Genomic DNA, 12212 nt, shown 5'->3' with positions numbered 1-12212 from the left:
GTTTCCAATGGTTATCCCCCACATCAGGGCAATTTCCCAGGCATTACTCACCCGTCCGCCGCTCGACGCCGTTAACGTTCCCCGAAGGTTCAGATAACTCGTTTCCGCTCGACTTGCATGTGTTAGGCCTGCCGCCAGCGTTCAATCTGAGCCATGATCAAACTCTTCAATTAAAAGTTTTTTTGAATCCGAAGATTCGACTCAATGAATTCTGTCGTTTGTTTCCGCTTTTAAAAAAGCGAAACCAAAACTTTGTACATATTGCTATGAACACTCTCACCGAAGTGATAGGAATCATTGATTTAAATTTTGATTACTCGCCAAACGGCAGAGTAATTTCGATTAACTCAACACCTGTGAGTGTCCACACAGATTTCTTGTTTAGATTGTTAAAGAGCATTTGACCACTCACTTCGCGTTACCGCTCAGCGGGTCAGGGCTGCGTATTTTACGCATTTCCCATTTGGCGTCAAGGCGTTTTTGCAAACTTCTTGCCGCTTTCGAATCAACTGCACATTTTGCATTCGATTCTGACTGATACCGCACTTGCTTTCGCTGCCTGCCGTGTCAGTGGATGCGCATTATAGGGAGCAGAACTTTTTGTGCAAGCGCTTTTTTAACAAATCACGTTAAGTGAGCAAATAACCAGCAAAATGGCAAGTGTCGGATAAATATGCTGCAATCTTTGTCACTCGGGTTGATAAGTTTGGCATACGCTGCATGGATGTGCAGGGAATTCTATAGACTGAATAGCCTTAAGAAAGGACGCTTTAAAACTTTTACATATATAGCAGTGCGTATGTCGCACTCGGGATGAGGGTTCAAGATTAACTTCGCAGATCTTGAACCCTAGCTCTAACTACAAGCGTAAGACTTGAAGAGTCGTAAGCTGTTGACCTAAAGCTTATCCTCCGAATTTACCGAACTCTTGTGACTATCCTCGGCATCTTGCTCTTTTTCATGCTCACCATCGCCAACAATATGGGCCACTTTTAGCTTTCTCACTGTGCGAATAGTGATCACTGGACCCGAGATTGCGTAGAGGTAAAAACCAATACAGAGAATTAATGCAGGTTGTACCGATATAACCACAAACACACCAACCACAAATAAGATAGCAATGAAATTGACTTTGCCGCGCCAGTCAATTTCCTTAAATGAGTGATAACGGAAATTACTCACCATTAATAATCCCGTGATAGCCGTAATCAATCCGGCAATCCAACTGATATTCTTACCATCAAGGTTATATTGATTGCCAAGCCAAATGCTGCCCGCGATCACAGCCGCAGCAGCAGGACTGGCTAACCCTTGAAAGTAACGCTTATCTGCCACGCCGACTTGAGTATTAAAACGAGCAAGTCTTAGTGCTGCGCCAGCACAATAGATAAATGCCGCGAGCCAACCAACCTTACCCAAATCCGCAAGCGCCCAATTATAGGCGAGTAACGCAGGCGCCATACCAAAGGACACCATGTCCGCCATACTGTCATATTCGGCCCCAAAGTCACTTTGTGTATTCGTTAACCTTGCCACTCTGCCGTCTAAGCCATCGCAAATCATGGCCACAAAAATCGCAATCGCCGCCGCTTCAAAGTTAGCATTCATAGAGGCAATCACAGCGTAGAAACCAGAAAACAATCCTGCGGTGGTGAATAAATTTGGCAGTAAATAGATACCTTTATTCTTTACTGTTTGATTTGAGGAATTTTGCATACACTTATAAAGCTATGAGCTGAAATGGAAGTAGGCTTCAAGATAGCATATTTTACTATCATGTCGATGCTGACCCTTAGGGATGATTTTTATGTTAATGAAAGCCAAGTTTAGCGCTATGTTCCTGCGTGTTGCATGCTTAGTTTTGTTCACACAACCCGTATTGGCGGGTGTGATTTACACTTGGGTCGATGAGAATGGCGTCACCCACTACAGTCAACAACCACCAACGCAGGAGCAGCAAAAAGCGCAGCAGCTTTATAGTGAAGATCTCGAGCCTGGCAAGATTGGCTATATTGCCCCCGCTAAAAAGGAAGCGCCCCCTGAAATGTCTGAATCCGAAAAATCGGCTGCATTAATTAAAGAGAAAGACGCTAAGCAAGCCGAAGCAATTTGTGAGAACGCTAAACATAATTTAGATGTACTAACGACCCATACTAAACTCACCCGTCAACAAGAGGGTAATAAAGAACCTGTCGCTATGACAGAAGAAGAACGCCAAACGGCAATCAATGAAAATCAACAGCGGATAAAACTGTTCTGCGATAAGAAATAAAGCTGAGGGTTGTTAAAGGTCTGTCTGGAAAGCTCGACATCAATACTTTTTTACAAGCAAACCTTATATCTGTAGCATATAGATATAAAAAAAACCGAAGTCTAAGACTTCGGTTTTTTGTTTAGGTTAAGCAGCATTTAGCACGGTAACCATCCGCGTAAATTATTGCTCGAATACCAACTCACCAGCGGCGCAACTGACCTTGATAGGTTTGCCGGGCAGTAAATCACCACGCAGTAATTTTTGCGCTAATGGGTTTTCCATCTCTTGCTGCAAAGCACGTTTCAGCGGTCTTGCACCATAGACTGGGTCGAAACCAATTTCGGCGATTAACGATAATGCCTCGTCGGTGATCTCCAGCGTATAGTCTTTCTCTGCCAAACGCTTACGCAATGAAGCAATTTGGATAGAAGCAATATGCTTGATATTTTCCGCATCCAAGGGATGGAATACCACAGACTCGTCGATCCGGTTTAAGAACTCGGGTCTAAAGCTATTGGTAACCACATTCATCACCGCGCTCTTCATTTCGCTGTAACTTAGGTGACCAAATCCTTCTTGGATAATGTCAGAGCCTAAGTTTGAGGTCATGATGATCACTGTATTTCTAAAGTCGACGGTACGACCTTGCCCATCAGTTAAGCGGCCATCATCCAACACCTGCAGCAAAATGTTGAACACGTCTGGGTGAGCCTTTTCCACTTCATCGAGCAATATCACCGAATAAGGCTTACGACGCACCGCTTCGGTTAAGTAACCGCCCTCTTCATAGCCGACGTAGCCTGGAGGCGCACCAACCAAACGAGATACGGCGTGTTTTTCCATAAACTCAGACATGTCGATACGCACCAGTGCCGATTCGGTATCGAAGAGGAACTTAGCCAACGACTTACACAGCTCAGTTTTACCCACACCGGTTGGCCCTAAGAACAGGAAAGAACCAATCGGACGATTCGGATCGGCAAGCCCAGCGCGGCTACGGCGAATCGCATTGGCGACAGCATCCACGGCTTCGTTTTGACCAATCACCCGCTCATGCAGTGCCACTTCCATTTGCAGCAGCTTTTCACGCTCGCCTTCAAGCATCTTAGAAACCGGAATGCCCGTCGCCTTTGAGAGCACTTCCGCGATTTCTAAGTCAGTGACTTTATTGCGTAGCAGTGTCATGTCCTGCATTTCGGCTTGCGATGCTAAGTCCAGTTGCTTTTCAAGCTCTGGAATACGGCCATATTGCAGCTCGGACATACGGGTTAGATCGCCCGCGCGGCGCGCCACTTCTAAATCCATCCGCGCCTGCTCAAGGTCGGCTTTAATATGCTGAGTTCCCGCTAGCGCCGCTTTTTCGGTGCGCCAGATTTCATTAAGCTCCGACGCCTTAGCCTCAACCTCATGCAACTCGACGCGTAAATGGTCGAGTCGGCGGCGGCTCGCCTCATCGTTTTCTTTGGCTAATGCCTGCTCTTCCAGTTTCAACTGGATAGCTCTGCGCTCTAATCTGTCGAGGGATTCGGGCTTAGAATCCATCTGCATACGGATGCTCGATGCCGCCTCGTCAATCAAATCGATGGCTTTATCGGGTAATTTACGGTCCGACACATAACGATGTGACATAGTTGCCGCAGCTACAATCGCCGGGTCGGTAATTTCCACATGGTGATGCAGCTCGTAACGCTCCTTCAAACCACGCAATATCGCGATGGTATCTTCAACGCTAGGCTCATCCACTAATACTTTCTGGAAGCGGCGCTCAAGAGCCGCATCCTTTTCAATATATTGACGATATTCGTCGAGGGTAGTCGCGCCCACACAGTGTAGATCGCCACGGGCCAGTGCAGGCTTTAACATGTTACCCGCATCCATGGCGCCATCGCCTTTACCCGCGCCCACCATAGTGTGCAGCTCGTCGATAAAGAGGATCACTTGGCCCTCTTCCTGTGCCAGCTCGTTAAGCACGGCTTTTAAACGCTCTTCAAACTCGCCACGATATTTAGCACCCGCAATCAGTGCGCCCATGTCTAAGGATAAAACGCGTTTATTCTTAATCCCTTCAGGCACTTCACCGTTCACAATACGCTGAGCGAGACCTTCGACAATCGCTGTTTTACCTACGCCGGGCTCACCAATTAGCACAGGGTTGTTTTTACTACGACGTTGCAGCACTTGAATGGTGCGGCGGATTTCATCGTCACGGCCAATCACAGGGTCGAGTTTGCCCTGCTCGGCACGCTCGGTGAGATCAACAGTAAACTTTTTCAGCGCTTGGCGTTGGTCTTCCGCGTTAGGATCATCCACATTTTGACCACCGCGCACTTGCTCAATGGTTTGCTCCAACAGCTCTTTGGTGGCGCCGGATTTCTTTAAGCATTGTGCTAAGGCATCACTGCCTTCGAGTGCAGCTAAAACAAACAACTCACTGGAGATATATTTGTCTTTGCGCTTTTGCGCCAACTTGTCGCACAGGTTTAATAAGCGAATTAAACCTTGGGATAATTGTACATCGCCGCCAGTGCCTTCGACCTGCGGTAGACGTTCAAGCTCTTGGCTCAACAGCGAGCGCAGCGCACTCACCCGAATGCCAGCTTGGGTTAATAAAGGATGGATAGAACCAGAATCCTGGTTGAGCAGCGCCATCATCAAATGTAACGGTTCGATAAACTGATGATCACGCCCGAGCGCGAGCGACTGGGCATCTGAGATGGCAAGCTGAAATTTATTGGTCATACGATCGAGTCGCATACAGCCTCCTAAAACTCACAAATTAGGTATAACATTTTGTTAGTTAAAAGATGGGGGCTATTTAACCGATTTCAAGCAAGACGGCGGGAAATTAATACAAATTGTAGGGGAATAAACCTAAGACTTAAGCCAGATCAATGAAGCCATGCGGCCAGTGACTTTATCGCGACGATAAGAGAAATAATCGGAGCTAGAGACAGTGCAAATATCGGCACTGTGGACCTGCGTAATACCCAGTTTCTTTAAGCGCAATTTAGCCAATCCGATAATATCGGCGAGGAATTTATCAGGCTTAGTTGCCTGACACTGAGCAACAAAGCAGTTTAGCGCATTGGGATCTTTTGCCATAAAGGCAGCGCGCACTTCGGCGCCAACTTCAAAGGTCTTAGGCCCAATGGTAGGCCCTAAATAGGCAATCAGCTCGCTCGGCTTAGAGGCAAACTTAGCCACTGTCGTCTCAATCACACCATCACAGAGTCCGCGCCAGCCTGCATGGGCAGCGGCGACCTCTGTACCTTGTTGATTACACAGAAGTACAGGTAAACAGTCGGCGGTCATCACCACACAAACCCGCCCAGCGAGATCGGTATAGCTGGCATCGGCAACCAAAGGTGGCGTATCTTGCAAGGTTACATACTCTGATTGAGCTTCTTGGGCAAGATTGATTGGGGCGATATCCGCCAAATCAAGCACCTGAGTGCCATGGACTTGCTCCAACCACACAGGCTCAGTCGCAAGTCCTAACTGTTTCGCCAAAATGCCACGATTTGCCAATACCTGTTGTGGCGCATCCCCCACGTGCAGCCCTAAATTCAGGCTGTCGTAGGGTGCCTGACTCACTCCACCACGGCGGTCAGTCATCGCAATTGCCACATTATCCGGCACTGGCCAATCGTGACGCAGCATAGCTTAGTACTCGACTGGGTGTTCTAAGGTGTCTTGACGTAGCGCTTTAGTCAGAATCACCATGTCTTCTGGGATAGGCGCAGTCCAGCTCATGACTTCACAAGTCACAGGATGCGCTAACTCCAAACGCACCGCATGCAGTGCTTGGCGTTTAAAGTTTTTCAGGATCTCGAAAAACTCAGGACTCGCCGCTTTTGGCGGTTTTGGACGGCCGCCATATACAGGATCGCCCACCAGCACATGGCCAATGTATGCCATATGCACACGTATTTGGTGAGTACGGCCCGATTCTAAACGCAATCTTAAACGGGTGTGATTACGGAATTTTTCCGCAACACGGTAGTGAGTCACCGCGGGTTTACCCGAATGATGCACCGCCATATGGGTACGTTTTGTCGGATGACGACCAATAGGTTCATCGACAGTGCCACCCGCCGTCATAGTACCGAGGACAATCGCTTCGTACTCTCGAGTGATTTCACGGGCTTGCAACGCAGCCACTAAATGGGTTTGTGCTTCAACTGTTTTGGCCACCACCATCAAACCTGTAGTGTCTTTATCCAAACGGTGCACAATACCCGCACGTGGTACATGCTCAATATTAGGACAATGGTGCAGCAGTGCGTTCATCAAAGTGCCATCGGCATTGCCTGCACCGGGGTGAACCACTAAGCCCGCTTGTTTATTGATCACTAAGATATCATCGTCTTCATAGACAATATCCAGCTCAATCGCTTGTGCGGCTGCATGCACTTCTTCTTCGAGCGTGGCGTTGATTTCAATACGTTGCAGCTCGAATACCTTTTCGCGCGGCTTATTGACCATCACACCATCAACATAGACTGCATCAGATAGGATCCATTCCTTGATGCGCGTGCGCGAGTAATCTGGGAACAACTCAGCCAGTGCTTGATCCAATCTCAGGCCAGTTTGTGTTGCCGAAATCTCGCTTTTTAGATTAATCTCTTGTGTCATAGGAACCGTATCCCCATTTTGGGGTCAAAAAATGTGTGCTATCTGTTACAATCGAATGCTTTCTATTTTATCGTGAAATGGAAAAATTCTTAACTACAACTTATAAAGAATTGAATTCAAGTATGTATAAATTCTCCAAAGGCTTAACCTTAGTCCTATTTTCGCTAGCGTTATCAGCCTGTAGTAGCAGTCCTGAAGATAACGACATTGCCGCCAAAGCCTCACCTGATGTGCTCTATTCTCAGGCAAGAACCTCCATGGAGCTTGGCAATTACTCTAAAGCCGTCCGTTCATTGGAAGCGTTAGACTCACGCTTCCCCTTCGGACCACATAAAACTCAGGTTCAATTGGATCTGATTTATGCCTATTACAAAATGGACGATGTTGCCTCTGGCATTGCCAACATTGACAGATTCATCCGTTTAAACCCAACTCATCCTGATATCGATTATGTCTACTATATGCGTGGACTCGTCAATATGCAGGCTGACAGCTATCTGTTCCACGATATGTTGAATATCGATAGAACCGACCGCGATCCTAAAAATGCCCAAGATGCCTTTAAGGATTTTGATCGTTTAATCAAAACCTATCCCAACAGCAAGTATGCTGCCGATGCACAAAAACGCATGTTGTCGCTGAAAAACCGTTTAGCAAAATATTCCATTCAAGTTGCTGAGTATTATCTCAAAATGAACGCTTGGAGTGCTGCGGCCGTTCGTGCTCAATCTGTGTTGGAAACATATCCCGGCACCCCTTCAACAGAGCGGGCACTGGAGATTATGGCAGAAGCTTATGGCGAGTTAGGTCAGAACCAACTGAAGCAAAACGTGCTCATGGTAATGCAAGCGAACTTCCCAAACAACGAAATCTTATCGAACTAAGCGTAAATGCCCCTTTATAAGGGGCATTTTTTTAGCCTTGGCTTCTCCTTTACCATGCTTTAGTGACTAGGGTTATCAAGCACTCAACCTTCCCGCCCCCCCCTTCATTAGTTAAGAAATACGCTATTCGTGTAAAACTTATCCAACCGCACCACTTTTTACATTATTTCGTAAAAATCAGTTGACTCAAAAGCCGAAAAGCCTTTAAATTGCGCCCGTCGCCCGAATAGCTCAGTCGGTAGAGCAGAGGATTGAAAATCCTCGTGTCCCTGGTTCGATTCCGGGTTCGGGCACCATCTTTAAATTGGTTGCCATAGCGACCAGTGTTAAAGGATTGCAATAAAGTACAGTGCAGGTGTGGTGTAATTGGTAGACACGCCAGCTTCAGGTGCTGGTGCCCTTGCGGGCGTGGAGGTTCAAGTCCTCTCATCTGTACCAACATTTAAACCTCGCTTAGCGAGGTTTTTTTGTATCTGCAATTTAATTTCCTTAAATATCCAACCTCTTCCAGCATATTTGCTATAACTATTCATACAGACTCATCATAGGGATAGCTCGAGCTCTGCCTAAAAGGACTCCCTTGCTTTACTTAGGAAATCCATATGAATGGTCTTCAAATAAAACAAAAAATGTTTATTGGCATTCTCGTGCCACTGCTACTACTAGTGACTATCGGTTTTATCGCTATCAATATGATGGGAAAAATCGAATATGGCGTGGAGCGAATCTATAACGACCGAGTCGTCCCACTCGATGATCTCAAAGTCATTGCCGATAAATATGCCGTCGATGTGATTGATGCGGTAAACAAGGCTAATGCAGGCGGTATTACCGCGTCACAAACTATCAATGCACTCGATAGTGCCAAATCCATTGTAGATCAACGCTGGCATAAGTATCTCGCCACAGAGCTAACCAAGGAAGAGTCGCAACTCGCGCAACAAGCCGAACGTTTATTCATTCCCGCCAATGAACAAATTGAGCAGTTAGTCGCATATCTCAGGGGGTTGAATGGGGGTACACTTCATCAACTGAATGACAAAATATTGCCTCTATATCAAGCCATAGACCCTATCAGCGGTAAAGTCTCCGAACTTATTGATCTGCAAATTAAGATTGCCGGACAAGAAAAAGATGCCGTAAAAAGTATCTATCAATCATCCATTTCCATATTTATTATTCTCGCAGGTATGGCAATGCTGATCAGCATAGTGATAGGACTATGGGTCAATCGCAGTGTGATGAATCCGATCCGCGATATTGTGGAGAATCTTAAAACCATTAGGCAAAACTCTGATCTCACGGTGAAATTTAAAACCTTCAATGATGATGAACTTGGGCAGATTTCTACTAGTCTCACTCAAGTTATCGAGCATTTACGAGGGATCTTACATTCCATAGCCGAAGCCGCGAATACGGTGAATAGTTCGGCCACTGAGTTAAGCAGTTTTACTCAAGAAACCAACAAACGTATGCAGCAGCAACAGGCGGAAACCGAACAAACTGCCACCGCCATGAACGAGATGACGGCCACCGTCGCAGAGGTCGCCCAAAGCGCCGCCGCGGCAGCGGACTCCGCCAAGGATGCAGATAATTACGCAGCCAATGGTAATCATATTGTGATGCAATCCATCACCAGCATGTCGCAGCTTTCCGAACAAATTCAAAAAACGGCTCAAGTGATTGGCTTTTTATCCAATGAGAGTCAAAACATCGGCCGAGTATTGGATGTGATCAAAAGCATTGCCGAGCAAACCAATCTACTGGCACTCAATGCGGCAATTGAAGCCGCCCGCGCGGGTGAACAAGGTCGAGGCTTTGCGGTCGTCGCCGACGAAGTCAGGACATTAGCGCAGCGCACTCAAAAATCAACCCAAGAAATTGAAGCGATGATCGCCACTCTGCAGCAAGGGGTTAAAGAGGCCGTGAATGCGATGGAAGTGGGTATCAATCAAGTCGATGATGCCAACGACAAGGCGAACCAAGCTGGCCAAGCGTTAAAAGAGATTGTCGCTTCCGTCGATAACATTACTGAGCTAAATACCCATATCGCTACGGCTGCCGAGGAGCAAAGCAGCGTCGCCGAGAGCATCAACCGTAGCATTATCGCCATCAGTGATATTGCCGAACATTCCACTAACTCAGCCTTAGAATTGAGTGAATCTGTGATGAACCTGACTAAGCTTGCCAACAGTATGCGTAATCAGGTGAGCGCATTCAGGCTCTAGCTCATACTCACTGGCACAGGCCTGCTGTGCCAGTCCCTTTCCCGATTTTCTGATGGCTTTTTGTATGCAGGCGACACTTCACTTAACAGCTTTAACTGTAATTTTTATTGATCCAAATCAAATGAATCTTTAAACTCCAATAACATTCATAAATAAAGCATGTTAAGGATTCACTATGTTGGATAGCCGTACCATCCAAATCATTAAGAGCACTATCCCCCTTCTCGAATCAGCAGGTCCTGCACTCACTCAATATTTCTACCAACGAATGTTTACCCACAATCCTGAGTTAAAAGATGTGTTTAACTTGGCTCATCAACATTCAGGCGGCCAGCCCGTTGCCTTATTTAACGCAGTTGCCGCCTATGCCAAAAATATTGATAACTTAGGCGCGCTGGGCACTGCTGTTGAGCGTATAGCCCAAAAGCACACAGGATTTTTAATTAAACCTGAACAATATGCCATCGTCGGTGGGCACCTACTGGCTACACTCAAAGAGCTGGGTGGAGAAGCGGTTACTGAAGAAGTGCTCACAGCATGGGGCGATGCCTATCAGTTTTTAGCCAACATTTTTATTCAGCGTGAAGCGCAAATTTATCAAGAAAGTGCTCAACAGGATGGCGGTTGGTCTGGGGTTCGTGAGTTTATTATTAGCGAGAAAAAAGCCGAGTCTGGCGAAATCACCTCGTTTATCTTAACGCCAACTGATGGGCAAGCGGTAAAAGACTTCACTCCTGGGCAATACTTGAGCATTAAGCTACAACATCCTAAGCTCGCCTTCGATGAAATTCGCCAGTATTCGCTTTCTGATGCGCCAAATGGTCGAAGCTATCGGATCACGGTAAAGCGTGAGCTTAATGGGCAGGTATCAAATCTACTGCACGATGTACTGCAAGTCGGTGACAAGCTTTCAGTTATGCCGCCTGCTGGCGATTTCATCTTAGCGGCTCAACCAGAGACGCCTGTCGTGTTGATTTCAGCAGGAGTTGGGCAAACGCCGATGAAGAGTATGTTGAATCAGCTGCTCAAACTACAACACCCAAGCGCTGTGACTTGGTTACATGCCTGCGAGCACGGTGGAGTACACGGGTTTAAATCAGCAATCAAAAGCAAACTCGGTCAACATGCCAATCTTGCCAGCCATGTGTGGTATAGGGAGCCTGCAAAGGCTGATATTTTAGGCCAAGATTATGATTTTGAAGGCACAATGAACTTATCATCCGTAGCCGATAAAATCACAACTAATGCACACTACTACTTCTGTGGTCCGATTGGATTTATGGCGTCTATCAAGCAGCAGTTACTCGCCTTTGGTGTACCTACCGAACAGATGCATTATGAAGTCTTCGGTCCACATGCCGAGCTCTAAGGCCGCACCTTAGTTATCAATCATCCATAGATAACTGGCTACAAACCAAAGCCACTTTCTCGTAAGACAAGGTGGCTTAACACCTATCCATAAGCACTGACCGAAACTGACTTCGCCGCAAGATAGATGCCACCTCCTGCGCTGTCAGCATTCGGCTCTCACCAGGGCTTAAGCCTTGATCTAGAGTAATCTCACCAATAGAGAGGCGATGTAATCCTACCACAGGATTACGGAAACGGCCAAACATCCGCTTGATTTGATGATACTTTCCTTCCCTTAGAGTGACCTCTGCAATATGAGTGTCGAGGATAGTAAGTTTTGCGGGTTGAGTCGTGATATCCTCAAAGCCAAAATACATGCCCTGTGCAAATGCCGCGATATACTCCTCATTCAAGGGATTGGCCAAGGTCACCCGATACACTTTATCCACTTTTTGCTCGGGTGACATTAATGTCTCAGACCAACGACTATCATTGGTCAGCAGCAATAAACCCGAAGAGTTTAAATCTAACCGGCCTGCAATATGCAGCTCATGGCGAACATCGCAGTCGAGTAAATCAATCACAGTGCGATGCTCTTTATCCTTGGTGGCACTCACAACGCCAACGGGTTTATGAAGCATAAGATACACAGGCTGATTGGCCTGTAAGACTTGCCCATCAAACACTATGTGAGAAAATTCATCCACCAGCAGATCGAGCGCTTTTGCTAGTGCACCATTTACATACACTCGCTGCGCCAGCAAGAGTTCTCGCACAGCTTTACGGTGAATTTGCAGCTTAACGGCGAGATATCTGTCGAGACGACCGCGTTTTGATTGCATAGTTTAATGAACCACTCAA

9 protein-coding genes, 2 tRNA genes and 1 rRNA gene are annotated in these 12212 nt (G+C 46.7%); 6 read left to right on the top strand and 6 right to left on the bottom strand.

Translation table 11 applies throughout. The annotated features are described in order from the left end of the window. Positions 1–173 (bottom strand): 16S ribosomal RNA (locus ACK5NH_RS05110); the annotation flags it as partial. 724 nt (positions 174–897) lie between these two features. Then, complete coding sequence (gene pssA / locus ACK5NH_RS05105) at positions 898–1716, bottom strand: CDP-diacylglycerol--serine O-phosphatidyltransferase (protein WP_416918081.1); 819 nt, start codon at positions 1714–1716, stop codon at positions 898–900. A 91-nt stretch (positions 1717–1807) separates the two neighbouring features. On the opposite strand from pssA, the gene ACK5NH_RS05100 reads away from it, so the two are divergent. Then, positions 1808–2272 carry a DUF4124 domain-containing protein gene (locus tag ACK5NH_RS05100; RefSeq protein ID WP_416918080.1) on the top strand — a complete coding sequence of 155 codons (465 nt, stop codon included), beginning with the start codon at positions 1808–1810 and terminating at the stop codon, positions 2270–2272. 162 nt (positions 2273–2434) lie between these two features. Here ACK5NH_RS05100 and clpB read toward each other — a convergent pair whose 3' ends face one another. The 3 genes from clpB to rluD all read right to left on the bottom strand — a co-directional run bounded on the left by clpB (position 2435) and on the right by rluD (position 6889). Continuing rightward, the gene (gene clpB / locus ACK5NH_RS05095; protein WP_416918079.1) at positions 2435–5008 is read right to left on the bottom strand and encodes an ATP-dependent chaperone ClpB; all 2574 of its coding nucleotides are present in this window, start codon (positions 5006–5008) and stop codon (positions 2435–2437) included. 117 nt (positions 5009–5125) lie between these two features. Continuing rightward, complete coding sequence (gene pgeF, locus ACK5NH_RS05090; RefSeq protein ID WP_416918078.1) at positions 5126–5914, bottom strand: peptidoglycan editing factor PgeF; 789 nt, start codon at positions 5912–5914, stop codon at positions 5126–5128. A 3-nt stretch (positions 5915–5917) separates the two neighbouring features. Beyond that, entirely contained in the window at positions 5918–6889 is a 972-nt protein-coding gene (gene rluD, locus ACK5NH_RS05085; RefSeq protein WP_279769749.1) for a 23S rRNA pseudouridine(1911/1915/1917) synthase RluD, read from the bottom strand. 122 nt (positions 6890–7011) lie between these two features. Here rluD and ACK5NH_RS05080 point away from each other — a divergent pair, with 122 nt between their 5' ends. From ACK5NH_RS05080 to hmpA, 5 genes are all read left to right on the top strand, one after another. Beyond that, positions 7012–7773, top strand: a complete 762-nt coding sequence (locus ACK5NH_RS05080) for an outer membrane protein assembly factor BamD (protein WP_416918077.1) — start codon at positions 7012–7014, stop codon at positions 7771–7773. Between the two features lie 220 nt (positions 7774–7993). Beyond that, a tRNA-Phe gene (locus ACK5NH_RS05075) sits at positions 7994–8069 on the top strand. Positions 8070–8124: 55 nt separating this feature from the next. Further along, a tRNA-Leu gene (locus ACK5NH_RS05070) sits at positions 8125–8211 on the top strand. A gap of 164 nt (positions 8212–8375) precedes the next feature. Further along, positions 8376–10001, top strand: coding sequence for a methyl-accepting chemotaxis protein (locus ACK5NH_RS05065; protein ID WP_416918076.1), 1626 nt, complete (start codon positions 8376–8378; stop codon positions 9999–10001). A 175-nt stretch (positions 10002–10176) separates the two neighbouring features. After that, a complete protein-coding gene (gene hmpA / locus ACK5NH_RS05060) occupies positions 10177–11370 on the top strand; it encodes an NO-inducible flavohemoprotein (RefSeq protein WP_416918075.1) in 1194 nt (397 codons plus the stop codon). 76 nt (positions 11371–11446) lie between these two features. Here hmpA and ACK5NH_RS05055 read toward each other — a convergent pair whose 3' ends face one another. Then, a complete protein-coding gene (locus ACK5NH_RS05055) occupies positions 11447–12193 on the bottom strand; it encodes a 16S rRNA pseudouridine(516) synthase (RefSeq protein WP_416918074.1) in 747 nt (248 codons plus the stop codon). Between the last annotated feature and the right edge of the window lie 19 nt (positions 12194–12212).

The organism is Shewanella sp. (genome assembly GCF_047975355.1).
Taxonomy (GTDB): Bacteria; Pseudomonadota; Gammaproteobacteria; order Enterobacterales; family Shewanellaceae; genus Shewanella.
The sequence above is the reverse complement of the archived record's forward strand: the minus strand, read 5'-3'. Positions and strand labels throughout refer to the sequence as shown.

What these genes read in the sequence shown, in the direction of transcription:
- ACK5NH_RS05055 (WP_416918074.1), bottom strand. Translation starts at nt 12,193, where the DNA reads ATGCAATCAAAACGCGGTCGTCTCGACAGATATCTCGCCGTTAAGCTG.
- clpB (WP_416918079.1), bottom strand. Translation starts at nt 5,008, where the DNA reads ATGCGACTCGATCGTATGACCAATAAATTTCAGCTTGCCATCTCAGAT.
- pssA (WP_416918081.1), bottom strand. Translation starts at nt 1,716, where the DNA reads ATGCAAAATTCCTCAAATCAAACAGTAAAGAATAAAGGTATCTATTTA.
- ACK5NH_RS05100 (WP_416918080.1), top strand. Translation starts at nt 1,808, where the DNA reads ATGTTAATGAAAGCCAAGTTTAGCGCTATGTTCCTGCGTGTTGCATGC.
- ACK5NH_RS05065 (WP_416918076.1), top strand. Translation starts at nt 8,376, where the DNA reads ATGAATGGTCTTCAAATAAAACAAAAAATGTTTATTGGCATTCTCGTG.
- ACK5NH_RS05080 (WP_416918077.1), top strand. Translation starts at nt 7,012, where the DNA reads ATGTATAAATTCTCCAAAGGCTTAACCTTAGTCCTATTTTCGCTAGCG.
- rluD (WP_279769749.1), bottom strand. Translation starts at nt 6,889, where the DNA reads ATGACACAAGAGATTAATCTAAAAAGCGAGATTTCGGCAACACAAACT.
- pgeF (WP_416918078.1), bottom strand. Translation starts at nt 5,914, where the DNA reads ATGCTGCGTCACGATTGGCCAGTGCCGGATAATGTGGCAATTGCGATG.
- hmpA (WP_416918075.1), top strand. Translation starts at nt 10,177, where the DNA reads ATGTTGGATAGCCGTACCATCCAAATCATTAAGAGCACTATCCCCCTT.